This is a genomic window from Citrobacter sp. ABFQG, assembly GCF_004322975.1.
Taxonomy (GTDB): Bacteria; Pseudomonadota; Gammaproteobacteria; order Enterobacterales; family Enterobacteriaceae; genus Citrobacter; species Citrobacter freundii.
On record NZ_CP036435.1, the window covers coordinates 2,786,608 to 2,811,310 of the forward strand.

The window sequence follows — 24,703 nt, forward strand, 5'->3', positions numbered from 1 at the left end:
CGCTACACATTTGAATAAGGAATTATGGATTGTGACCAAACTCAAACTTCTGGCACTTGGCGTCCTTGCCGCAACCGCAGTTAGCACCGCACAGGCGGAAAGTCAGTGGACTGTTGGCGCGGGTGTTGGTGTGATTAACAGCCCGTACAAACAGTATGACCGCGATGTTTACCCTGTTCCGGTTGTCACCTATGAAGGCGATAATGTGTGGTTCCGCGGCTTGGGTGGCGGTTACTATTTGTGGAATGATACGGCAGATAAGCTTTCCATCATGGCGTACTATGATCCGACGCATTTCAAGCCGGGTGATAGCGATAGCCATGCTTTACGCCAACTCGACAAGCGTAAAAGCAGCTTGATGGCTGGCCTATCATATGTACATAACACCCAGTATGGTTTCCTGCGTACCGCGCTGGCGGGTGATACCCTGGATAACAGCAACGGCTTTATCTGGGATCTGGCCTGGCTCTACCGTTACACCAATGGTGGTCTGACCCTGACGCCGGGTATCGGTGTGCAGTACAGCAGCGAAAACTACAACGACTACTATTATGGTGTGTCCAATCACGAGTCTCGCCGCAGTGGTCTGAATAGCTACAACGCTGACGATGGATGGGATCCGTACCTGGAGTTGACCGCGAGCTATAACTTCCTTGGCAACTGGAACGTGTACGGCACTGGCCGTTATGTGCGTTTGAGTGATGAAGTGAAAGACAGCCCGATGGTCGATAAGTCCTGGTCTGGCATCTTCTCGGTGGGTGTGACCTACAAGTTCTGATACTACTCGGTGTCAAACACTAGCCCGCATCTCTGCGGGCTTTTTTACGTCATTAAATTTAAGACAACCCCCAGATCATGATGGTGCAATTTGTGCACCCTAACAGGACACATGCATGTTGTTTTGCTTTACTGTGGTGCATTAACACAGGAGGGTGCGATGACAGCGAAACAGGTGACGTTTACAAACCAGGTATCGCTTCCTGCTATTGGGCAGGGAACATGGTACATGGGCGAGGATCCAAGCCGACGCCGGGATGAAGTGTCTGCGCTGCAGGCCGGACTGGATCTCGGCCTGCGATTGATTGATACCGCAGAAATGTACGCTGATGGTGCAGCGGAAGAGGTGGTGGGTGAAGCATTAACGGGACGGCGTGATAGCGCTTTTTTAGTCTCGAAAGTTTACCCATGGAATGCCGGTGGAGAGAAAGCCATTGCCGCCTGCGAAGCCAGCCTGCGTCGACTGAAAACTGATTATCTGGATCTCTATTTGCTGCACTGGATGGGCGATTTTTCATTTGCAGAGACCGTCGATGCCATGGAAACACTGATTGCGCAAGGGAAAATCCGCCGTTGGGGCGTCTCAAATCTCGATTATGATGATATGCAGGCGTTATGGCAGGTACCCGGTGGACGGGAGTGTGCAACTAACCAGGTGCTTTATCATTTAGCCTCGCGCGGTATTGAATATGATTTACTGCCGTGGTGCCAGCAGCAACAGATGCCGGTCATGGCATACAGTCCGCTGGCCCAGGCGGGACGGCTGCGTGGCGATTTGCTTTCTAATTCCGTGGTGAATGACATTGCGCGCGTGCACAATGTTAGTGCTGCACAGATTTTGCTGGCGTGGGTGATTCGTCAGTCGGGTGTAATAGCAATTCCAAAAGCCGCAAGCGTAGCGCATGTCGAACAAAATGCCGCCGCGCTGGAGATAACGCTCTCTGTAGATGAGCTGAAGCAGTTAGATAAGGCGTATCCGGCGCCAAAAGGTAAAACAGCGCTGGATATGGCCTGATTTGCCAAATGACGCTGCTCACGCAGCTTATCAGGCCAACGGCTGCGTGTGGTTTGCATGCCGCATCCGGCATGTTGCACTGATTTGCCTGATGGCGCTGCGCTTATCAGGCCTACGACTGCGTGTGTTTGTAGGCCGGATAAGGCGTTAGCCGCATCCGGCATGATGAGCAGAGTTATCTTAGCGTTTAGCAACACGAATAGTCTGCGCGAGGCGAGATGGTTTTTCTTCGGTGGTTTTCTGCGGAGCGGTCGCGTAAGCCGTTTCTACACAAACAAACGTTTTGTAGCCATCATCCGGCATGTCGCCCATACTGACGGACAGCGCCGGGCCAGGGTTCCAGCCCACGACATTCAGGTGGTGGTGGTGGACAACGTCGATATTGCGATTCAACGCATCATCATGAATCACGCTGCACGCTTCCGGATTCAGATAGACACGATCGGTGCGGTCCGGGAAGGTCTGGATACCATCAGCCAGCACATCTTCTTTAGCATCATTCACTTTATCGATCAGGCGATCGCCGAGACCACTAACTTTCACTGCCGCAATGTCACCAACGTTGAAATAGGTATGCAGTGCCGAGGTGGTTTCAAACTCACCGTGAGCTTCCAGCTCCATCTCACAGGTGGCTCCCACTTTGAAACGGGCCAGCAGGCAAAACTCGTGCGGCCAAAGCTGACGCGTTTCGGCATTGCTCTGCAGTTCAAACGTCAACACCACGCCATTGTCGTCTTCGTTGTGCGCTTTCAGCGTCCATGGCAAGTTACGGGCAAAACCATGCGAAGGCAGGCCCTGCTGAGCAGCCGGACCAAACCACGGCCAGCAAATTGGTACGCCGCCACGCAGCGCTACGCCGGTTTTAAACGGGGTATTGTTGCTTAACCACAGGACTTCCTCTTCGCCGTTTGGTTTCCAGGAAAGAAGATGTGCGCCCTGTAGCGCGAAAGACGCTTTAACCTGGGGGTGATCGACAACAAGAACCTCAAGCTCATCAAGCTGACGGCGGGAGAGGACAGGGGTAAGCTGTTCAATGACCGGGAGAGCGAAAATTTTGTTAATCATGATGCAATCCTTGGTATGTGAATATTTTGGTCATAAAAAAAGGCGACCGAAGTCGCCTTTTTGGATCAGATACTCATCTCAACTTATTTGGAAATGTGAGCAATCAGGTCCAGAACTTTGTTAGAGTAGCCGGTTTCGTTGTCGTACCAGGATACCAGTTTCACGAAGTTGTCGTTCAGTGCGATACCAGATTTAGCATCGAACACGGAAGTGCAAACTTCACCGTTGAAATCGGTAGATACTACGTCGTCTTCGGTGTAACCCAGAACGCCTTTCATCGGGCCTTCGGAAGCAGCTTTGATTGCTTTCTTAATTTCTTCGTAAGAAGCAGCTTTTTCCAGACGAACGGTCAGGTCAACAACGGATACGTTCGGGGTAGGAACGCGGAACGCCATACCAGTCAGTTTGCCGTTCAGTTCTGGCAGTACTTTACCTACAGCTTTAGCTGCACCGGTAGAGGACGGGATGATGTTCTGGGATGCGCCGCGGCCGCCGCGCCAGTCTTTGTGAGACGGGCCATCAACGGTTTTCTGAGTAGCGGTGGTCGCGTGAACAGTAGTCATCAGACCTTCGATGATGCCGAAGTTGTCGTTGATAACTTTAGCCAGCGGAGCCAGGCAGTTAGTGGTGCAGGAAGCGTTAGAAACGATGTCCTGACCTTCGTATTTGTCAAAGTTAGCGCCTTTAACAAACATCGGAGTGTTATCTTTGGACGGACCAGTCAGAACCACTTTTTTCGCGCCAGCAGTGATGTGCTTACGAGCGGTTTCATCTGTCAGGAACAGGCCAGTAGCTTCAGCTACTACGTCAACACCAACTTCGTCCCATTTCAGGTTAGCCGGATCACGTTCAGCGGTAACACGGATTTTTTTACCGTTTACGATCAGATGACCGTCTTTCACTTCAACGGTACCGTTGAAACGGCCGTGAGTGGAGTCATATTTCAGCATGTAAGCCATGTAGTCAGCGTCTAACAGGTCGTTGATTGCAACGATCTCGATGTCAGAACGTTCTTGAGCAGCACGGAAAACAATGCGACCGATACGGCCAAAACCGTTGATACCTACTTTGATAGTCATATATTCCACCAGCTATTTGTTAGTGAATAAAAGGTTGCCTGTAAAATTACAAAAACCTTACGCAGCGTCAAGCGGAATCGTGTCAATCATTGCGACAAATCAATCTGCTGCCTAAGCTTTGCGCAACTGACTCGCCTCACTCTTCCTTTGGGCTTGAAACCACATGGGGTCGGCGGCCCGAATTTTAAAGGGCAATCAAGATAAAAACGTGATTCTGATCACGAATTGCAGGCTGCCATTTCGCAAGGATCAAGTTTAGAACAAAAGTTCGCACTCCGGTGTTAATGTTTTGTTAGAATCTGTCTCGCGATGTGAGTTTAGATAAAGCGAGATGTGAGCAAATGGCTAATCAACCTTCTCCAGAAGAACTGAAAAAAAATTTAACCGAAATGCAGTTCTACGTGACGCAGAATCACGGGACAGAACCGCCATTTACCGGGCGTTTGCTGCATAACAAGCGAGACGGCATCTACCACTGTCTGATCTGCGATAAACCGCTATTTCGTTCCGAGACAAAATATGACTCTGGCTGCGGCTGGCCCAGCTTTTACGAGCCTGTCAGCGATGAGGCTATCCATTACATAAAAGATACGTCACACGGCATGCAGCGCATAGAAATCCGCTGCGGAAACTGTGATGCGCACCTGGGACACGTCTTCCCGGATGGGCCGAAACCTACCGGTGAACGGTACTGCGTTAACTCAGCGTCTTTGAACTTCACTGATAGTGAAAACGGTGAGCAAACCAAGGGTTGAAGAAACGATTCAGCAAATTATTCTACGGAGAGTGGATTTAACATGAATCTTGATGAGATGATCAACAGTATGACGCCGGAAGTTTATCAGCGCTTATCGACTGCCGTTGAGCTCGGAAAATGGCCGGATGGGGTAGCGCTAACAGCAGAACAAAAAGAGAATAGCTTACAGTTGGTGATGTTATGGCAGGCGCGTAACAATATTGACGCGCAGCATATGACGATTGATACCAACGGTGAGATGGTGATGAAGAGCAAGCAGCAGTTGAAGGTTGAGTTTGGTATTACGCCCGAACCGATTGCGACGTTTAAATCCTGATTACCCAGGCCCGGCAGACATCGATGTCGGGCCTGCAGTTGATGTTATTTCTTATTCATCATCGCTTTCAGATCGGCGAACGGGTTGTATTTCGCTTCGCCTACGGCCTTTTGCGCATCTTCTCCTGCAACCACCGTTGAACCATACTGGTCCGCTTCCGTATATTTGGAATGCTCGTGATCGTGGCAGTACAGGCACAACATTTCCCAGTTGCTACCATCTTCTGGGTTATTCGAGTGATCGTGATCGATATGGTGTACCGTCAACTCGCGCAAATTTGAATACACGAACTCACGGGAACAGCGTCCACAGACCCAGGGAAAGAGTTTAAGCGCCTTTTCCCGGTAACCGACTTCAAGACGGGCGTAATTTTTAGGGATAAAAGCCATAAAGCTCATGCCTCCAGTAGAAAATGAAGAGCTGCGCCAAAAGCTGGCGCAGCAGAATGTGCTAATCATAACCTATTGTGTCAGGCGTTGGGATCAGTGTTTGATGCCTAACGAATCGGCTAACTGCTTCGCCAACTGATTATTGTCATCTGCGCCGTACTCCCAGAACATGGCGCCTCCCAACCCTTTGCTTTTGATGTAGTCGGCTTTGATCGCCACCGAACGCGGATTTTCATAGGAGAGGGCAAAGAGTGTTTTTCCATCCGCAGACTGCACCGACAGCCACGGTACTTTCGCTTCATCATCCCAATGTTGGCTAAAGCGCTTTTGCGGATCGTTGATCAACTTCGCCACGATATCGTTGTACTTCACGTAGGTATCTTTGCTCAGGTCGACGCCCAGTGATTTGAACAACTCAATTTGAGCTGACTCGAAATAGGGCTGGGTAGCCGGGTTTTTCTGCGCGTCAGGTTTGCTCCAGTCAATACCTGGCTCAACGGCGCGTTTTGGTACGCGTCCATAAAAGCCAATGCCCAGATTCATTTGGCTCGGTTTCAGACCGGCTGCGAGATAGTTACTGACCACAAAATCGGCGCTGTATTTATCCGCCGCGGCGACCGTCGGCCATTGCGTCGAATCATACAGGTTCGAGTTAAAATACTGGGTGCCGTAAGCCATGTCATAGGTCATCAGGTTGATGTAGTCGAGCGATGGTGCAATGGCTTTTACATCCACCCAGCTTTTCGGACTTTCTGCATTTGCGCCCACGGCGATGGTCAGCAGTTTTTTATGCCCCAATGCGGTCCGCAGTTCTGTTAGCAGCGCGGTAAAGTTAGCGCGGTCAGCCGGTTGGCTTTCGACCAGTCCCCAGGCTCCGTTAACCGGATATTCCCAGTCGAGGTCGATGCCATCCAGACCATATTTCGCAATTATCTCTTGCGCAGACTGAATAAACACTGCGCGCGTATCCTTCGTTGCCGCCGCACCAGAGAATCCACGCGCTCCCCAACCGCCGACGGAAAGTAACACTTTCAGGTTTGGATTTTGTTTACGCAGCTGTGGAATTTTCAGCAAATCATCCTGCACTTTCTGTGAAAGCCAAATTTGATGCAGTTTGCTGGCGTCTTTTAAGGCGTCATTGGTCTCGTCTTTTTCGTTGTTGTAGACAAGGCCAAACGAATAGTTGAGATGAGTTATCTGGCGAACATCCAGTTTATTGATGTCGCCGCCAGGACCGGCAGTGACGTCGCCACCGCCATTAAAGTAGCCAACTGACATCAGTGAATTGGCGGAAACAACGCTGGCGCAGAGCAAGGGTAATGCTGCCAACAAAGGCAATAGTTTCATCGGTGTTCCTCTTTGACATTTAAACAAGTAAACACGCCACGGAAATGGCGTGGCGAAAAAAACAGCACCCGCAGGTTAACAGTTTCATAACAGGAAAAATGCGAAGGGGTTCACGCCATTTTAGCGAAGCGGCTGCCAGGTTCACTTGGTTTTCAATTCATCTTTGCACTTATTTGTGATCTTGGTTGTGAAATGCAGATAATAATCTGTGTTTTAAAGATTTGATGTTGACCTCAAAAATTATATGGATAAGTATGATTGTCACTGATGCAAAACTGAACACAAAGGAAAATTCAATGAAAGCACTGGCAAGATTTGGCAAGGCCTTTGGCGGCTATAAGATGATTGATGTACCGGAACCAGTTTGTGGCCCGGATGACATCGTGATTGAAATCAAAGCGGCGGCTATCTGCGGCGCGGACATGAAACACTACAATGTTGATAGCGGATCTGATCAATTTAACTCCATCCGCGGCCATGAGTTCGCCGGTAAAATTGTCCGCGTTGGCGACAAAGTTAAGGACTGGAAAGTCGGTCAGCGGGTGGTTTCTGACAATAGTGGACATGTCTGCGGTGTTTGCCCGGCCTGCGAACAAGGCGATTTTCTGTGTTGTACAGAAAAAGTGAACTTAGGTCTCGACAACAACACATGGGGCGGAGGGTTCTCTAAATATTGCCTGGTGCCGGGAGAAATCCTCAAAATTCACCGCCATGCGCTGTGGGAAATCCCACAAGGCGTTGATTATGAAGAAGCGGCGGTGCTGGATCCTATCTGTAACGCCTACAAATCTATTGCTCAGCAATCCAAATTCCTTCCCGGCCAGGATGTCGTGGTTTTCGGCACCGGCCCATTAGGGCTCTTTTCCGTGCAAATGGCGCGCATTATGGGGGCCGTTAATATTGTGATGGTCGGGCTGGAAGAGGATGTTGCCGTACGCTTCCCCATCGCCAAAGACCTGGGCGCGACAGCTGTCGTTAACGGTTCGACCGAAGATGTGGTTGCACGTTGCCAGGAAATCTGCGGTAAAGACAATCTGGGGCTAGTCATTGAATGCTCTGGTGCCAATATAGCTCTGAAACAATCGATCGAAATGCTGCGCCCGAATGGTGAAGTCGTTCGCGTCGGCATGGGCTTTAAACCTCTCGATTTCTCCATCAACGACATCACCGCGTGGAACAAAAGCATCATTGGCCATATGGCCTACGATTCTACATCCTGGCGCAACGCCATACGCCTGCTGGCCAGCGGAGCGATCAAGGTCAAACCGATGATCACTCACCGTATCGGCCTATCGCAATGGCGCGAAGGATTTGACGCCATGGTCAATAAAACCGCGATTAAAGTCATCATGACTTACGACTTTGATGAATAACATGTTTATTAAAAGGACGTTATCGCATGGAACAAATAGCAAAACCGCACTGCGGCGCCAGACTGGACAGGCTACCTGACTGTCGCTGGCATACGTCAATGTTTGCGATGGTTGCCTTCGGATTACTGGTTTGCTGGAGTAATGCCGTCGGCGGATTAATTCTCGCGCAGTTAAAAGAACTTGGCTGGACTGATAATTCCACCACCGCCACGTTCTCTGCCATTACGACGGCAGGAATGTTTCTCGGCGCGCTCGGTGGGGGAATTATTGGCGATAAAATCGGGCGTAAAAACGCATTTATTCTATATGAAGCGATTCATATTATTTCTATGATCGTGGGTGCGTTTTCACCCAATATGACCTTTCTGATCGCCTGCCGTTTTGTAATGGGAGTTGGATTAGGCGCGCTGTTAGTGACCTTATTTGCCGGGTTTACCGAATATATGCCTGGTAGAAATCGTGGTACATGGTCGAGTCGGGTCTCGTTTATCGGCAACTGGTCTTATCCACTCTGTTCGCTGATTGCGATGGGGCTGACGCCACTTATCAGCACGGAATGGAACTGGCGCGTACAGTTGTTGATTCCTGCGGTGCTGTCGCTCATAGCAACGGTTATTGCCTGGCGCAGTTTCCCTGAGTCGCCTCGCTGGCTGGAGTCTCGCGGGCGCTACCAGGAAGCCGAAAAGGTGATGCGGGCAATTGAGGAAGGTGTCATTCGACAGACCGGTAAGCCGCTGCCACCAGTCGTAATAGATGATGATGGCAAACAACCGTGTTCTGTTCCGTACTCCGCATTATTAACAGGGGTGTTACTGAAGCGGGTTATTTTGGGTTCCTTTGTTCTGATTGCTATGAACGTCGTCCAGTACACCTTAATTAATTGGCTACCGACAATATTTATGACACAGGGCATTAATCTGAAAGACTCCATTGTCTTAAATACCATGAGTATGTTCGGCGCGCCGTTTGGGATTTTTATCGCCATGCTGGTAATGGATAAAATTCCGAGAAAGACCATGGGTGTGGGGTTATTAGTGTTAATTGCCGTGCTGGGATATATCTATTCACTGCAAACCAGCATGCTGCTGATTACGCTAATTGGTTTCTTCCTGATTACTTTTGTCTATATGTACGTTTGCTACGCCTCGGCAGTCTATGTTCCGGAAATATGGCCAACCGAAGCGAAACTCCGCGGTTCTGGTCTGGCGAATGCGGTAGGACGTATCAGTGGTATCGCTGCGCCTTATGCGGTCGCGGTATTGCTTAATGGTTATGGAGTGACGGGTGTATTTGTACTGCTGGGTGCGGTCTCCATTATTGTCGCTGTCGCCATTGCTACCATCGGAATTGAAACCAAAGGCGTCTCTGTCGAAAGTCTCGGTATTGATGCAGTTACCAGCAAATAATATTGATGGGAAATAAAATGAAAAATTCAAAAGCGATATTAAAAACGCCGGGCACGATGAAAATTATTGCCGCCGATATCCCGGTGCCAAAAGAGCACGAAGTGCTGATTAAAGTGGAATACGTTGGAATTTGTGGATCAGATGTTCATGGTTTTGAATCAGGTCCTTTTATTCCGCCGAAAGATCCCAATCAGGAAATTGGTCTGGGGCATGAATGCGCCGGTACGGTGGTGGCAGTAGGGAACCGTGTGACTGAATTTAAACCCGGCGACCAGGTGAATATCGAACCGGGCGTGCCGTGCGGTCACTGCCGCTTCTGTCTGGAAGGGAAATACAACATCTGCCCTGATGTTGACTTTATGGCCACGCAACCTAATTATCGCGGCGCGCTAACCCACTATCTGTGCCATCCGGAGAGCTTCACTTACAAGTTGCCCGATAATATGGACACCATGGAAGGCGCGCTGGTAGAGCCCGCGGCGGTAGGGATGCATGCCGCAATGCTGGCGGACGTTAAACCGGGCAAGAAAATCGTCATTCTGGGGGCGGGCTGTATTGGTTTAATGACCCTGCAAGCCTGTAAATGTTTGGGTGCTACCGACATTGCGGTGGTTGATGTCCTGGAAAAGCGTCTGACCATGGCCGAGCAACTTGGTGCGACGACCGTGATCAACGGGGCGAAAGAGGACACCGTTGTCCGCTGCCAGCAGTTCTCCGGCGATATGGGGGCCGATATTGTTTTTGAAACCGCAGGTTCAGCGATCACTGTTAAGCAGGCTCCATATCTGGTAATGCGCGGCGGGAAAATCATGATCGTGGGTACTGTACCTGGTGATTCAGCGATTAATTTCCTCAAAATTAACCGTGAAGTGTCTATTCAGACCGTTTTCCGTTATGCCAACCGCTACCCGGTCACGATTGAAGCCATCTCCTCAGGGCGTTTTGATGTGAAGTCGATGGTGACGCATATTTACGATTATGAAGATGTTCAGCGCGCGTTTGATGAATCCGTTAATAACAAATGTGAAATTATCAAAGGCGTTATTAAAGTAAATTATTAATCTATTGAAAAGGGAGAAATAACCATGCTGGCAGATATTAAATATTGGGAAAATGATGCTCAAAATAAACATTATGCGATTGCCCACTTTAACGTGTGGAATGCGGAAATGCTAATGGGAGTGATTGATGCGGCGGAAGAATCTAAATCGCCGGTAATTATCTCCTTCGGTACCGGCTTTGTGGGTAATACCTCGTTTGAAGATTTTTCGCATATGATGGTTTCTATGGCGAAAAAAGCCTCGGTGCCGGTTATTACCCACTGGGATCACGGACGCAGCATGGAGATAATCCATAACGCATGGGCCCACGGCATGAATTCACTGATGCGTGATGCTTCCGCTTTTGATTTCGAGGAGAATATTCGCCTGACCAAAGAGGCGGTCGATTTCTTCCACCCGCTGGGTATTCCGGTCGAAGCAGAGCTGGGCCATGTGGGTAATGAAACGGTCTACGAAGAGGCGCTGGCGGGTTATCACTACACTGACCCAAGCCAGGCGGCTGAGTTTGTCGAGCGTACCGGCTGTGACTCGCTGGCGGTAGCGATTGGTAACCAGCACGGCGTCTACACCTCCGAACCGAAACTGAACTTTGACGTGGTTAAACGAGTGCGTCAGGCGGTATCCGTTCCGCTGGTGCTGCACGGCGCGTCCGGCATTAGCGACGCGGATATCAAAAAAGCCATTTCATTAGGCATTTCGAAAATCAATATTCACACCGAACTGTGCCAGGCCGCAATGGTGGCGGTGCAGGAGAACCAGGACCAGCCGTTCCTGCACGTTGAACGTGAAGTACGTAAAGCCGTAAAAGCGCGCGCGCTGGAGAAAATCAAATTGTTTGGTTCAGACGGTAAAGCGGAATGACAATATGGATAATATCGAGGTTATTTGTATAGGGGCGGCAATTGTTGATATTCCCTTGCAACCAGTGAGTAAAAATATCTTTGATGTTGACTCTTATCCATTAGAACGAATAGCTATGACCACGGGAGGTGACGCTATTAATGAGGCGACGATTATTTCTCGCCTCGGCCATCGCACGGCGTTAATAGGCCGGATAGGTGACGATGCTGCGGGGCATTTTATTGTCGACCACTGCCGTCGGGAGAATATTGATATTAAAAGCCTGAAGCAGGATGCTGATATTGATACTTCCATTAACGTGGGTTTAGTCACCGCTGATGGTGAACGCACCTTTGTGACTAACCGTAACGGCAGCTTATGGAAACTGAATATAAACGATGTTGATTTTGACCGTTTCTCTCAAGCAAAGCTGCTGTCGCTGGCGAGTATTTTTAATAGCCCGTTGTTGGATGGTGATGCACTGACGGCAATTTTCACTCAGGCGAAAGCGCATAAGCTCATTATCTGCGCGGATATGATTAAACCGCGACTGAATGAAACGCTGGACGATATCCGTGAAGCGCTGAGCTACGTGGATTATCTGTTTCCCAATTTTGAAGAGGCAAAACTGCTCACTGGGAAAGAGACGCTGGATGAGATTGCCGACAGTTTTCTGAACTGTGGCGTGAAAACCGTCGTGATTAAGACCGGCAAGAGAGGCTGTTTTATCAAGCGTGTTGACATGAAAATGGAGGTCCCGGCGGTGTCAGGAATTACCGCCATCGACACCATCGGCGCGGGGGATAACTTTGCTTCAGGATTTATCTCCGCGCTGCTAGAAGGCAAACCGCTTCGCGACTGCGCGCTGTTTGCTAATGCAACGGCGGCAATATCGGTACTGAGCGTGGGTGCCACGACGGGTGTGAAGAACAGAAAGCTGGTTGAACAACTTCTTGACGAATACGAAGGGTAATAGCGGCAGATGAAAATGATTCCTTTAGGAAGTACGGATATTACGCTTTCCCGCATGGGATTAGGCACATGGGCTATTGGCGGTGGTCCGGCATGGAATGGCGATCTCGATCTGCAGATTTGTATCGATACCATTGTTGAGGCGCATCGCTGCGGTATCAATCTGATTGATACCGCGCCAGGCTACAACTTTGGCAACAGTGAAGTGATTGTCGGTCAGGCGCTGAAAAAGCTGCCGCGCAGCGAGGTAGTGGTTGAAACCAAATGCGGCATCGTCTGGGAGCGAACAGGCAGCCTGTTTAACAAAGTGGGCGATCGCCAGCTGTATAAAAACCTCACGCCTGAGTCTATTCGCGAAGAGGTTGATGCCAGCCTGCAAAGATTGGGTATCGACAGTATTGATATCTATATGACCCACTGGCAGTCGGTCGAACCCTGTTTTACGCCGATTTCGGAAACCGTAGACACGCTGAACGCACTGAAAAAAGAGGGGAAAATCCGTTCGATTGGTGCGGCAAACGTCAATGCCGGGCATATCAGGGAGTATCTCAAACACGGTGAGCTGGATATTATCCAGGCCAAGTACAGCATTCTTGACCGGGCGCTGGAAGCTGAACTGCTGCCGCTATGTCAGCAGAATGGCATCATCGTGCAGGTATATTCACCGCTTGAGCAGGGGTTGTTGACCGGTACTATCGCCCGAGATTATGTTCCTGGCGGCGCGCGGGCTAACAAGGTCTGGTTTCAGCGGGAAAATATGTTGCGGGTGATTGATATGCTTGGGCAGTGGCAGCCGCTTTGTGAAAAATACCGCTGCACAATCCCCGCACTAGCTCTGGCGTGGATTTTAAAGCAAAGCGATTTGATCACCTTACTGAGTGGCGCAACCGCACCTGAACAGGTTCGCGAGAATGTCGAGGCGTTAACCATTCCCCTGACAGATGATGATTCATTATTGATGAGGCGAATGGCGGAAGCGTTGGATATAAATTAATTCAGATAGGATTGACCTCTGTTTCTGTGTAAAAGAGTATTAAAATCTGTGATTCAGACATGTTCTTTTGAAAATAAATATAGCCTGTGAGATACTAGGGTCTTATTATTACTTTGCAGGAAACAGAGGTATCATCGTGGCGGCAAAAGACAGGATTCAGGCCATTAAGCAAATGGTGGCTAACGATAAGAAAGTGGTGGTATCTAATTTAAGTTCAATCTTTCAGGTGACTGAGGAAACGATTCGCCGCGATCTTGAAAAACTGGAAGATGAAGGTTTTTTGACCCGAACATATGGCGGTGCAGTGCTCAATACCACTGCGTTGTCCGACAATATTCATTTTTATAAGCGTGCAAAATCTTTCTTCGAAGAAAAGCAGATCATTGCACGTAATGCATTACCGTTTATTAAAAATAAGACCACAATGGCTGCCGACTCCAGCAGTACCGCGATGGAATTATTAAAGCTGTTGAAGGAAAGAAACGATCTGACGTTGCTTACCAATTCGGCTGAAGCATTTCATGAGCTGGCGCAGTCAGAAATTAACGTGGTCTCTACTGGCGGTGAGCTGAATAAGAATACGCTGTCGCTGCAGGGAAGAATCACCAAGGAGATTATCAGCCGCTATCATGTTGATATCATGGTGATGAGCTGCAAAGGTTTGGATATGCAGAGTGGGGCGCTTGATTCTAATGAAGCGGAAGCGGAAATCAAAAAAACCATGATCCGCCAGGCGACTGAGGTGGCATTGTTAGTTGATCACTCAAAGTTTGATCGTAAAGCTTTCGTTCAGCTAGTGGACTTTAGCCATATTAATTACCTAATAACCAATAAGGCACCGGGTGCAGAGTGGATTGCATTTTGCAAAGAGAATAATATTCAACTCGTTTATTAACTATAGCGAGGGTTGTGTCGATATTATTTTAGTTTGCACCTGGGAAATGCCATAAGAATCTAATGATGATGGATGGCGCGGCAAAATTGCTTCTGCCGCGATCGCCATACTTTCTATTTAGCTGAATTTGAGGCATCCAGATGGAACAATGTGACCCTATCGGCGCAAGATTAGATCGCTTACCTTTATCTCGATTTCATTTTCGTATTTTCGGTATTATTAGTTTTAGTTTGTTAATAACCGGTTTTCTCAGCTATTCCGGGAATGTGGTATTAGCAAAATTAGTCAACACTGGCTGGTCAAACAATTATCTAAATGCCGCGTTTACCTCAGCGCTGATGTTCGGCTACTTTATCGGTTCACTAGCCGGCGGCTTTATTGGTGATTATCTCGGTCGACGCAAAGCGTTCCGTATCAATTTGTTAATCGTCGGGGCCTCAGCCTGCGCTGCAACGTTTGTGCCCAACATGTACTGGCTTATCTTCTTCCGCTGTCTGATGGGGATTGGAATGGGGGCGCTAATTATGGTGGGCTATGCCTCATTTACAGAATTCATTCCACCCGCGGTACGTGGGAAATGGTCTGCCCGTCTGTCATTTGTCGGCAACTGGGCACCAATGCTATCTGCGGCAATTGGCGTCGTGATCATTGCACTTTTAAGCTGGCGGGTGATGTTTCTGCTCGGTGGCATGGCAATGCTGTTGGCCTGGTATCTGTCAGGAAAATACTATATTGAATCCCCACGTTGGCTGGCTGGTAAAGGGAAGAGAAGCGAAGCTGAAAAACATCTTATGCAGGTTGAATCGCAAATTGAGCTAGAAAAAAACATCACTTTACCATCCTGCCGGAACGAATGCCCGTCGGCGGATTTAAGCACGGCAAGTGGTTCATTTTGGCTATTGTTTAAGGGGCCAATGTTGCGCTGTACACTGGTGGCGATCACGGTGCTTATCGCAATGAATATTTCGCTCTACACCATTACGGTATGGATCCCGACTATATTTGTTAATTCGGGAATCGATGTAACGAAATCCATATTTATGACTGCGATAATTATGATTGGCGCGCCAGTTGGGATATTTATTGCCGCGTTAATTATCGATCGCTTTCCACGGCGATTGTTTGGCTCATTCTTGTTGATTATTATCGCATTGCTCGGGTATTTCTATTCACTTCAAACTGAAGAGTGGGCCATTCTGAGCTACGGGCTGGTGATGATTTTTTTTCTGTATATGTATGTCTGCTTTGCCTCTGCAGTTTATGTCCCAGAACTATGGCCCACGCACCTAAGATTGAGAGGATCAGGTTTTGTTAATGCGGTGGGAAGGATTGTCGCTGTGTTTACGCCCTATGGCGTCGCTATTTTGTTGACCCGCTATGGCTCCGTTACGGTCTTTATCGTGTTAGGAGTAATGTTGGTTCTATGCGCGCTGATTCTTTTTTGTTTTGGCATCGAAACACGCAAAGTATCGCTGGAAGAGATTTCAGCGCTGGCCTGAGATAACGCGCCGACAGGAGTGACCCTGTCGGCATCGCTTACGGTTGGGTTTCCAGCCAGTCGTCCAACGTATACAGCGTTGCACCCGCCGCCGCCATTTCTATAAAGGCGTTTGCACTGTCCTGGGGTTGAATATTAACCCCACGGCAGCCGTCGGTAATAACGCTGACGGTGTAGCCAAGATCGAGCGCATCCAGTACGGTGAATTTAACGCAATAGTCGGTTGCCAGACCCATGATGATGAGCTCGGCAATGCGGCGTTCGAGTAGCCATGCATTCAGCGCGGTAGCCTGACGACGACCGTTATCAAAAAACGCACTATAGCTGTCGACCAGCGGGTTCTCACCTTTAGTGAACGTTTGAGTTATCGCACGCTGGTTCAGCAGCGGATGCAGGGCTGCACCTGCGCTGTTTTGTACGCAATGATCGGGCCAGAATGTCTGCGCCAGTCCATCGAGTTGTCCCTGGCTGTAGGGCTCGACCTGATGCTGGCTGGCAAAACTGCCGTGATTAGCCGGGTGCCAGTCCAGACTGGCAACGACCATGTCGCCGCGTAAGGCACACCAGTCAATCAGACGGTTGGCAATATCGATTGTGCTGTCACCTTGTGGGACCGCGAGGGCACCACCGGCACAAAAGTCATTTTGTAAATCGACCAACAGTAAGGCTCGGGCCATGGGCATAGACTCCTTTAATCGTCAGGCGTGAGCTCACCACGCAGATTTTGCGTCATCGCTTCACGGATAGTCTGCGTATCCAGTCCCTGACTCAGCAAATAGTGCAGTTTGGTGAGTGTGGCTTCGACGGTCATATCCGCGCCGCCAATCACGCCAGCATGCGCTAGCGCATTGCCTGTCGCGTAGCCCCCCATGTTCACCTTGCCGGACATACACTGCGTAAGGTTCACCACCACAATGCCACGCGAACTCGCATCTTCAAGTTCTTTCAGGAACTCTTTATTCTGCGGCGCATTCCCCACGCCGTAGGAGCGCAAAATTAATGCTTTTACAGGTTGGCGCAGGAAGTTGCGTACTACATCAGCGGAGATCCCAGGATAAATGGTGACCACGCCAATCGGTTGCGGAGTGATAGGATGCACAATCAACTCACCTGTACCGTGAGGTGCGGGCGGAGTTCCCAGCCGACGAATGTGGATCCCGGCTTCCAGCAGTGGTGCAAGGTTGGGTGAGGCAAACGCGTCAAAACCATCAGCATGCGCTTTAGTGGTCCGGTTGCCGCGAAACAATCGATTGTTGAAAAACAGGGTAACTTCATTGATCGGGTAATTTGCTGCAACGTACAACGCATTCAGCAAATTGATTTGTCCGTCAGAACGTAGTTCTGCTAATGGGATTTGTGACCCTGTCACAATGACCGGCTTGCCCAGATTCTCCAGCATAAAAGAGAGCGCCGAAGCCGTAAACGCCATGGTGTCAGTGCCGTGCAGAATGACAAAACCATCGTAATCGTCGTAGTGCGCTTTAATGTCTTCCGCAATATGCTGCCAGTCTTCCGGCGTCATATCGGAGGAATCCATCAGCGGGGCGTATTCGTGGATGGTGAAGTCTGGCATCTCCGGACGGTGGAATTCAGGCATCAATGCCAGCTGGCGCTGCAGATGACCGGAAACGGGAATATAACCCTGTTCTGAGCGCTGCATACCAATGGTACCGCCGGTATAGGCAACGTAAATTGATTTTTTCTGCATGACTTTTCTTCTGTCTCAAAGAAAACCCCTCTTCATCCCGAAGAGGGGTCAATAGTTAGCGAACGTTGGCGCAGGTCAGGCAAAACGCATAGCGGTTTTGCGGATCGTTGAATGCGGCCAGCTTATCGCTTTCGGCTTTTACTGCACTGGCCGCAGAGGCCAGCGGTGGTGGGAGCATAGCCTGAATGGCGTCAGGCAGCATGGCACGAACGGAGCCTGACATGCTGTCCATCACCATATCAACGAATGTCGGTTCGTCCTGATAATACGCAATGTGCCATTGTTTCAGTTTGGCCAGCTCAGCCGCTTTCGCCACGGCGTCATCAAAATCACCCAGACTGTCTACCAGACCGTTGGCTTTTGCATCCTGTCCGGTCCAGACGTGGCCCTGCGCGATTTTGTCAATCTGCTCAGGTGTTGTTTTACGCGCATCTGCGACCAGCGTGATAAAGCGCTTATAGCCGTTCTCGATGCTAAGTTGCATCATTTGCTGCACTTCTGGTGGTAACGCTTTGGTGATGGAGATATCCGCCAGTGGGGATGTCGCCACGCCGTCGGTGTGTACGCCAATGGAATCCAGACTATTTTCCACGGTGTTGATCACGCCAAAGATGCCGATTGAACCGGTCAGGGTGCTGGGGTTCGCCACAATGTAGCTTGCTGGGGTGGAGATCCAGTACCCACCGGATGCCGCCATGCCGCCCATGGACACCACAACCGGTTTACCCGCCGTTTTTGCCGCAGCCAGCTCAGCACGAATGACTTCGGAGGCACTGACGCTTCCGCCTGGGCTGTTCACGCGCAGAACAATTGCTTTCACTTTCGGATCAAGACGGGCTTCGCGGATCTGCGCGGCAGTCGTGTCACCGCCCACATTCCCAGGGGTTTCTTCACCGTCCATAATCGCGCCATTGGCGAAGATAACACCAATGCTGTCTCCAGTATCCGCTGGCGTTTTCAGTGAGTAATCGTAATAGCTGACAGCGCGATAATTTTTATCCGCTTTGCTCCAGCCAAACTGTTTGGTCAGCATTTTTTCGACTTCAGCGCTGGAGGCCAGTGCATCTACCAGTTTGTTGTCGAGCGCATATTTCGCGGTATCACCATCGACTTTTGTCAAACCGTCCAGCATGGCCTGTGCGCCAGGGAACACCTGCTGAGCAGGGATCTGGCGATTGGCAGCAACCGTGTCGAGATAGTTCTGCCACAGCTCGCCGATCCAGCGGCTGTCAGCTTCACGCGCGGCAGGAGACATATCATCACGGATAAACGGTTCTACGGCAGACTTATAAGTTCCGACACGGAACACGTGTGTGGAAACTTTCAGCTTGTCGAGCAGGGACTTGTAGTACAAACCGTTGGTGGCAAAGCCGTGCAGATCAATGGAACCCTGTGGAGAAAGATAAATTTTATTGGCGAAACTGGCGAGGTAGTACTGCCCCTGGCTGAAGTTATCGCCTACGGCAAAGACCGGTTTGCCGCTGTCGCGGAATTCCCGCAGCGCTTTACCGATATACTGCATGGAAGGCTGGTCGGCCCCGGCAAAATTTTTCAGATCCATCACAATGCCGGTGATGTTGCGATCATCTTTTGCCTGGCGAATAGTATTCACGATATCGAACAGGGAGTTTTCCTGCAGGCGATCGGAACTGGCACCAAACAGCTGACGACCAATAACGCTTAAGCGACTGGTGCTCGACGGCTTATCGACAATCACCCCCGAGATATCCAGCAGCAGTGCGCCTCGCTCAGCGTGTTCACTGGTATTGCTGCTGCTGACCTGCATCCAGATACCCACGCCCACCAGCACCAAGAAGATGAAGAACAGGTTAAGCACAAATTCACGGACGAAATTAAGTAATCGCCATGTCCATTTAAAAAATCCGGCAATAAATCGCCACAGGGTTCGCATGTATTCTCCCTACCGATTAACAACACGCCATCCCGAAATCCCGGAGAAAGGCGATAAGATGAGGCTATCGTAATGACCAGACAGGCACTTGTCAGCAGGAATCACCGCCTGTGCTGTAACAAAATCCGCTCACGTGTTAATTTTGTGAACAAATCTCATTGTTGGAGTTAAGCAAATGGATGCACTCGAATTACTTATCACCCGTCGTAGCGCTTCTCGTCTTGTCGAGCCGGCCCCGGCGGGAGAGCAACTGCAAAACATTCTGCGGGCGGGAATGCGCGCACCGGACCATAAAACGCTGCAACCGTGGCAATTCTATGTCATTGAGGGCGAAGGGCGTGAACGCTTTAGCACCGTACTTGAGAAAGGCGCGATTGCCGCAGGTAGCGATGAGAAAGCTCAGGAAAAAGCGCGCAACGCACCGTTTCGCGCACCGCTGATTATTACCGTGGTGGCGAAATGTGAAGAAAACGACAAGGTTCCTCTGTGGGAACAAGAAATGTCTGCCGGTTGTGCGGTGATGGCTATGCAGATGGCCGCAATTGCCCAGGGCTTTGGCGGTATCTGGCGAAGTGGTGCATTAACCGAAAGTGCGGTCGTTCGTGAAGCATTCGACTGTCGCCCGCAAGATAAAATCGTCGGTTTCCTCTATCTGGGCACACCGCAGCTAAAAGCATCCACGACGATCAACCTTGCCGATCCGAGCGCATTCGTCCGTTATTTCTGATATCAACGGCAAAACTGTCTGGATTCTGAGCAAAGACACTCGAATTCAGACAGTCACTCTTACCACATCATGGAATGAGCGCTACCATATCCGGATTGCAATGACAGGAGATGTCCATGAGCGAGCAAGCTATTCGTTTAACGCAATACAGCCACGGAGCCGGTTGCGGTTGTAAAATTTCCCCAAAAGTGCTGGAAACCATCCTGCACAGCGAGCAGGCGAAGTTTGTTGATCCGAACTTACTGGTGGGTAATGAAACTCGCGACGACGCGGCCGTATACGATTTGGGAAACGGCACCAGCGTTATCAGCACCACCGATTTCTTTATGCCGATTGTCGATAATCCGTTTGATTTTGGCCGCATCGCCGCGACTAACGCCATCAGCGATATATTCGCTATGGGCGGCAAACCGATTATGGCAATTGCTATTCTGGGCTGGCCGCTGGATAAGCTGGCGCCGGAAATCGCCCGCGAAGTCACCGAAGGCGGACGTTTTGCCTGCCGTCAGGCGGGTATTGCGCTGGCGGGCGGCCACTCTATCGATGCCCCAGAGCCTATCTTTGGCCTTGCGGTAACCGGCGTTGTGCCGACCGAACGCGTGAAGAAAAACAGCACCGCAGAGGCAGGGTGTAAGTTATTCCTGACCAAGCCTCTGGGGATTGGCGTTCTGACGACAGCAGAGAAAAAATCACTACTGAAGGAAGAACACAAAGGACTGGCGACAGAAGTGATGTGTCGGATGAACATTGCCGGTGCGGCATTCGCCGATATCGACGGCGTGAAAGCCATGACCGACGTTACCGGTTTTGGTCTGCTGGGGCATCTGAGCGAAATGTGTCAGGGCGCAGGCGTTCAGGCGCAAATTATCTACCAGGATATTCCTAAGCTGCCTGGCGTTGAAGAATACATCGCGCAGGGTGCAGTACCCGGCGGTACCCAACGTAACTTTGCCAGCTACGGACACCTGATGGGTGAAATGCCGCAATCGGTACGCGATCTGTTGTGCGATCCGCAAACTTCCGGTGGCCTACTGCTGGCGGTAACGCCGGAAGCTGAAGCCGAAGTGAAAGCGGCAGCGGCGCAGTTCGGTATCGATCTCACCGCCATTGGTGAGTTAGTGGAAGCTCGTGGCGGTCGCGCCATGGTTGAGATTCGTTAACTCGATGCGGTTGTTTATTGCCGAAAAACCAAGTCTGGCGCGTGCTATCGCCGATGTGCTGCCAAAGCCGCATCGCAAAGGCGATGGTTTTATCGAATGCGGAAATGGACAAGTGGTGACCTGGTGTATTGGTCACCTGCTTGAACAGGCGCAGCCGGATGCCTACGACAGTCGTTATGCTCGCTGGAGTCTGGTCGATCTGCCGATTGTCCCGGAAAAGTGGCAACTGCAACCGCGCCCCTCGGTGACCAAACAGCTCAACGTCATTAAGCGCTTTTTGCATGAGGCCAGCGAAGTTATTCACGCCGGTGACCCCGATCGTGAAGGGCAGTTGCTGGTGGATGAAGTGCTGGATTACCTGCAACTGGCGCCTGAAAAGCGCCAGAAGGTGCAGCGTTGCCTGATTAACGACCTCAACCCGCAGGCCGTTGAGCGGGCTATTGAGCGGCTGCGCGCCAACAGTGAGTTTATTCCGCTGTGCGTGTCGGCACTGGCGCGAGCGCGTGCGGACTGGTTGTACGGTATCAATATGACGCGCGCTTACACCATTCTCGGACGTAACGCGGGCTATCAGGGCGTACTTTCGGTCGGGCGCGTACAAACGCCGGTGCTCGGGCTGGTTGTGCGTCGTGATGAAGAGATTGAGAACTTCGTCGCCAAAGACTTCTTCGAAGTGAAAGCGCATATCGTAACGCCCGCCGATGAGCGGTTTACCGCTATCTGGCAGCCGAGTGAAGCGTGTGAGCCGTATCAGGATGAAGAAGGACGCTTGCTGAATCGCACGCTGGCTGAACACGTGGTGAACCGAATTAACGGTCAACCGGCGATAGTCACCAGCTATAACGATAAACGGGAATCAGAATCCGCGCCGTTACCGTTCTCGCTGTCGGCGTTGCAGATTGAAGCGGCGAAGCGCTTCGGTTTAAGTGCGCAAAACGTTCTGGATATCTGCCAGAAGTTGTATGAAACCCATAAGTTGATTACCTATCCGCGTTCGGATAGCCGTTATCTGCCGGAAGAGCACTTTGCCGGACGTCATGCGGTACTGAACGCGATTAGCGTCCATGCACCGGATCTGCTCCCGCAACCGGCGGTCAATCCCGATACGCGAAATCGCTGTTGGGACGACAAAAAAGTGGATGCGCACCATGCCATCATTCCTACCGCGCGCAGTTCGTCCATCAATCTGAATGACAACGAAGCGAAAATTTACAACCTGATTGCCCGTCAGTATCTGATGCAATTTTGCGCAGATGCGGTATTCAGGAAGTGCGTTATTGAGCTGGATATTGCCAAAGGCAAGTTTGTCGCTAAAGCGCGTTTTCTGGCGGAAGCCGGATGGCGCACGCTGCTTGGCAATAAAGAGCGCGACGAAGATAATGACGGGACGCCGCTGCCGGTGGTGGCAAAAGATGATGAACTGCTGTGCGAAAAAGGCGAAGTGGTTGAACGTCAGACTCAACCACCACGTCACTTTACCGATGCCACGCTGCTGTCAGCGATGACCGGTATTGCGCGATTCGTGCAGGATAAAGATCTGAAAAAGATCCTGCGCGCAACGGATGGCTTAGGTACGGAAGCGACGCGCGCCGGAATTATCGAACTGCTGTTTAAGCGTGGATTCCTGGTGAAAAAAGGGCGGTATATCCATTCGACCGACGCGGGAAAAGCGCTGTTCCACTCGTTGCCAGAAATGGCGACGCGCCCGGACATGACCGCGCACTGGGAATCTATACTGACCCAAATCAGCGAAAAGCAATGTCGCTATCAGGATTTCATGCAGCCGCTGGTGGGGACGCTGTATCAGCTTATCGATCAGGCGCGCAGCACACCGGTACGACGCTTTCGTGGAATTGCTGCACCTGGCGGTAGTGGTGGCGATAAGAAAAAGAGTGCGCCGCGTAAACGTTCGGCGAAAAAAAGCCCGCCATCTGAAGAGGCGGGTCTGTAAGTTTGTAGGCCTGATAAGCATAGCGCATCAGGCTTAGCCGGATACGGCACCCGTGCCTTATCCGGCCTACGGGCCTGCAGAGACAATATTAAATCACACCCTGACCCAACATCGCGTCGGCAACCTTTACGAAGCCTGCGATGTTGGCGCCACGTACGTAGTTGGTCTGCTTGCTTTCGCCGCCGTATTCAACGCAGGCATGGTGAATATCCAGCATGATGTGGTGCAGGCGCGCATCCACTTTCTCCGCTTTCCAGCCCAGACGAGCGGCATTTTGCGCCATTTCCAGACCGGATGTCGCTACACCACCGGCGTTGGCGGCTTTACCCGGTGCGAACAGTACACCTGCCTCGAGGAACAGATCGGTGGCCTCGATAGTGGTCGGCATGTTTGCCCCTTCGGCGACAGCTTTCACGCCGTTGGCGATCAATACGCGTGCTGCATCGACATCCAGCTCGTTCTGCGTGGCACACGGCAGGGCGATATCGACCGGAACCGACCACGGCTGTTTGCCTTCCAGGTAGGTCAGGCCAAACTCACGGGCATAATCTGCTACGCGACCGTCGCGGCTGTCTTTGATTGCGCACAGCCGCGCCAGTTTTTCTTTGGTAAATCCACTTTCGTCAACTACGGTACCGCTGGAATCGGAGGCGGTAACCACCCGCGCGCCAAACTCCATGGCTTTCTCAATGGCGAATTGCGCCACGTTACCGGAGCCAGAAACCGCTACGCGCATGCCTTCAAAGCCCAGACCATGGCGTTTGAGCATCGCTTCGGTGAAATACACCAGACCGTAGCCGGTGGCTTCCGGGCGAATCAGGCTGCCGCCGAAAGAGAGACCTTTACCGGTAAAGACGCAGGCGCTGTTGTTGGAGAGTTTTTTCATCATCCCGGCCATAAAGCCGACTTCACGGCCGCCCACACCGATATCGCCCGCCGGAACGTCGGTATCGGGACCTAAATGGCGGAACAGTTCGGTCATCAGCGCCTGGCAGAAACGCATGATTTCGCCTTCGCTTTTCCCTTTTGGATCGAAATCGCTCCCGCCTTTACCCCCGCCCATTGGTAGCGTGGTGAGGGCATTCTTAAACGTCTGCTCGAAGCCAAGGAATTTCAGGATCGACAGGTTCACGGAAGGGTGGAAACGCATACCGCCTTTGTATGGGCCAATGGCAGAGCTAAACTGCACGCGCCATGCGCGGTTGACCTGCACCTGATTGCGGTCGTCCAGCCAGACTACGCGGAACTGGATCACGCGCTCCGGTTCAACCAGACGTTCCAGCAATGACATCTGGCGATAACGCGGGTTTTGCTCAAGGAAAGGCCACAGCGTGGTCATTACCTCACGAACGGCTTGCGCGAACTCGGTTTGATTCGGGTCGCGCTTTTGCACATGGTTAAGGAATGACTCCAGAGAACATGTCTGATCCATAGATATAAGAACCTCTTATGTATTGATAT

23 protein-coding genes are annotated in these 24,703 nt (G+C 50.9%); 15 read left to right on the plus strand and 8 right to left on the minus strand.

Annotated elements, in window-relative coordinates; translation table 11 throughout:
* Window positions 1–31: 31 nt before the first annotated feature.
* Together WN16_RS13675 and WN16_RS13680 are read left to right on the plus strand one after the other, a co-directional pair.
* On the plus strand, window positions 32–778 hold the full coding sequence (locus WN16_RS13675) for a MipA/OmpV family protein (RefSeq protein ID WP_003030706.1): 747 nt from the start codon (window positions 32–34) through the stop codon (window positions 776–778).
* Window positions 779–937: 159 nt separating this feature from the next.
* Window positions 938–1,792: an aldo/keto reductase gene (locus tag WN16_RS13680; protein ID WP_044700036.1), complete on the plus strand. Its 855-nt coding sequence runs from the start codon at window positions 938–940 to the stop codon at window positions 1,790–1,792.
* Window positions 1,793–1,972: 180 nt separating this feature from the next.
* Here the strand turns inward: WN16_RS13680 and WN16_RS13685 are convergent, their stop codons facing one another.
* Window positions 1,973–2,857 (minus strand): D-hexose-6-phosphate mutarotase, encoded by an 885-nt coding sequence (locus WN16_RS13685; RefSeq protein WP_003846660.1) that lies wholly within the window; start codon window positions 2,855–2,857, stop codon window positions 1,973–1,975.
* Between the two features lie 83 nt (window positions 2,858–2,940).
* A complete protein-coding gene (gene gapA, locus WN16_RS13690; protein ID WP_044700033.1) occupies window positions 2,941–3,936 on the minus strand; it encodes a glyceraldehyde-3-phosphate dehydrogenase in 996 nt (331 codons plus the stop codon).
* 341 nt (window positions 3,937–4,277) lie between these two features.
* Here gapA and msrB point away from each other — a divergent pair, with 341 nt between their 5' ends.
* Together msrB and WN16_RS13700 are read left to right on the plus strand one after the other, a co-directional pair.
* A complete protein-coding gene (msrB, locus tag WN16_RS13695; protein ID WP_003030695.1) occupies window positions 4,278–4,691 on the plus strand; it encodes a peptide-methionine (R)-S-oxide reductase MsrB in 414 nt (137 codons plus the stop codon).
* 42 nt (window positions 4,692–4,733) lie between these two features.
* Window positions 4,734–5,009: a YeaC family protein gene (locus WN16_RS13700; RefSeq protein ID WP_003030693.1), complete on the plus strand. Its 276-nt coding sequence runs from the start codon at window positions 4,734–4,736 to the stop codon at window positions 5,007–5,009.
* 44 nt (window positions 5,010–5,053) lie between these two features.
* On the opposite strand, the gene yajD is transcribed toward WN16_RS13700, so the two are convergent.
* Window positions 5,054–5,398: an HNH nuclease YajD gene (yajD, locus tag WN16_RS13705; RefSeq protein WP_003832478.1), complete on the minus strand. Its 345-nt coding sequence runs from the start codon at window positions 5,396–5,398 to the stop codon at window positions 5,054–5,056.
* Between the two features lie 93 nt (window positions 5,399–5,491).
* Window positions 5,492–6,745, minus strand: coding sequence for a glycoside hydrolase family 18 protein (locus tag WN16_RS13710; RefSeq protein WP_044700031.1), 1,254 nt, complete (start codon window positions 6,743–6,745; stop codon window positions 5,492–5,494).
* Between the two features lie 296 nt (window positions 6,746–7,041).
* Between WN16_RS13710 and WN16_RS13715 the strand changes: the two genes are divergently transcribed.
* From WN16_RS13715 to WN16_RS13750, 8 genes are all read left to right on the plus strand, one after another.
* The gene (locus WN16_RS13715) at window positions 7,042–8,118 is read left to right on the plus strand and encodes a zinc-binding dehydrogenase (RefSeq protein WP_044700068.1); all 1,077 of its coding nucleotides are present in this window, start codon (window positions 7,042–7,044) and stop codon (window positions 8,116–8,118) included.
* 26 nt (window positions 8,119–8,144) lie between these two features.
* Entirely contained in the window at window positions 8,145–9,524 is a 1,380-nt protein-coding gene (locus tag WN16_RS13720) for an MFS transporter (RefSeq protein WP_047715846.1), read from the plus strand.
* Between the two features lie 17 nt (window positions 9,525–9,541).
* Window positions 9,542–10,585, plus strand: coding sequence for an NAD(P)-dependent alcohol dehydrogenase (locus tag WN16_RS13725; protein WP_047715844.1), 1,044 nt, complete (start codon window positions 9,542–9,544; stop codon window positions 10,583–10,585).
* A 24-nt stretch (window positions 10,586–10,609) separates the two neighbouring features.
* Window positions 10,610–11,446, plus strand: a complete 837-nt coding sequence (locus tag WN16_RS13730; protein ID WP_003840876.1) for a ketose-bisphosphate aldolase — start codon at window positions 10,610–10,612, stop codon at window positions 11,444–11,446.
* 4 nt (window positions 11,447–11,450) lie between these two features.
* Complete coding sequence (locus WN16_RS13735; protein WP_003840877.1) at window positions 11,451–12,398, plus strand: PfkB family carbohydrate kinase; 948 nt, start codon at window positions 11,451–11,453, stop codon at window positions 12,396–12,398.
* Window positions 12,399–12,407: 9 nt separating this feature from the next.
* Complete coding sequence (locus tag WN16_RS13740; protein ID WP_044700027.1) at window positions 12,408–13,391, plus strand: aldo/keto reductase; 984 nt, start codon at window positions 12,408–12,410, stop codon at window positions 13,389–13,391.
* Window positions 13,392–13,527: 136 nt separating this feature from the next.
* On the plus strand, window positions 13,528–14,286 hold the full coding sequence (locus WN16_RS13745) for a DeoR/GlpR family DNA-binding transcription regulator (protein ID WP_003030679.1): 759 nt from the start codon (window positions 13,528–13,530) through the stop codon (window positions 14,284–14,286).
* 140 nt (window positions 14,287–14,426) lie between these two features.
* Window positions 14,427–15,785: an MFS transporter gene (locus WN16_RS13750; protein ID WP_003840879.1), complete on the plus strand. Its 1,359-nt coding sequence runs from the start codon at window positions 14,427–14,429 to the stop codon at window positions 15,783–15,785.
* 37 nt (window positions 15,786–15,822) lie between these two features.
* Here WN16_RS13750 and pncA read toward each other — a convergent pair whose 3' ends face one another.
* From pncA to sppA, 3 genes are read right to left on the minus strand one after another with little or no spacing between them, the layout of a single operon-like run.
* Window positions 15,823–16,467: a bifunctional nicotinamidase/pyrazinamidase gene (pncA, locus tag WN16_RS13755; protein WP_155267879.1), complete on the minus strand. Its 645-nt coding sequence runs from the start codon at window positions 16,465–16,467 to the stop codon at window positions 15,823–15,825.
* 8 nt (window positions 16,468–16,475) lie between these two features.
* Window positions 16,476–17,492, minus strand: a complete 1,017-nt coding sequence (ansA, locus tag WN16_RS13760; RefSeq protein ID WP_003030673.1) for an asparaginase — start codon at window positions 17,490–17,492, stop codon at window positions 16,476–16,478.
* A 55-nt stretch (window positions 17,493–17,547) separates the two neighbouring features.
* Window positions 17,548–19,404, minus strand: coding sequence for a signal peptide peptidase SppA (gene sppA / locus WN16_RS13765; protein WP_044700025.1), 1,857 nt, complete (start codon window positions 19,402–19,404; stop codon window positions 17,548–17,550).
* Window positions 19,405–19,579: 175 nt separating this feature from the next.
* Here sppA and WN16_RS13770 point away from each other — a divergent pair, with 175 nt between their 5' ends.
* The 3 genes from WN16_RS13770 (at window position 19,580) to topB (ending at window position 23,242) form a co-directional block, all read left to right on the plus strand.
* Window positions 19,580–20,131: an NAD(P)H nitroreductase gene (locus WN16_RS13770; RefSeq protein ID WP_003030670.1), complete on the plus strand. Its 552-nt coding sequence runs from the start codon at window positions 19,580–19,582 to the stop codon at window positions 20,129–20,131.
* Window positions 20,132–20,247: 116 nt separating this feature from the next.
* Entirely contained in the window at window positions 20,248–21,291 is a 1,044-nt protein-coding gene (gene selD / locus WN16_RS13775) for a selenide, water dikinase SelD (RefSeq protein WP_003840882.1), read from the plus strand.
* Window positions 21,292–21,295: 4 nt separating this feature from the next.
* Window positions 21,296–23,242, plus strand: coding sequence for a DNA topoisomerase III (gene topB / locus WN16_RS13780; RefSeq protein ID WP_044700023.1), 1,947 nt, complete (start codon window positions 21,296–21,298; stop codon window positions 23,240–23,242).
* A gap of 88 nt (window positions 23,243–23,330) precedes the next feature.
* Here the strand turns inward: topB and gdhA are convergent, their stop codons facing one another.
* Entirely contained in the window at window positions 23,331–24,674 is a 1,344-nt protein-coding gene (gene gdhA, locus WN16_RS13785; protein WP_003832501.1) for an NADP-specific glutamate dehydrogenase, read from the minus strand.
* Window positions 24,675–24,703 lie beyond the last annotated feature (29 nt).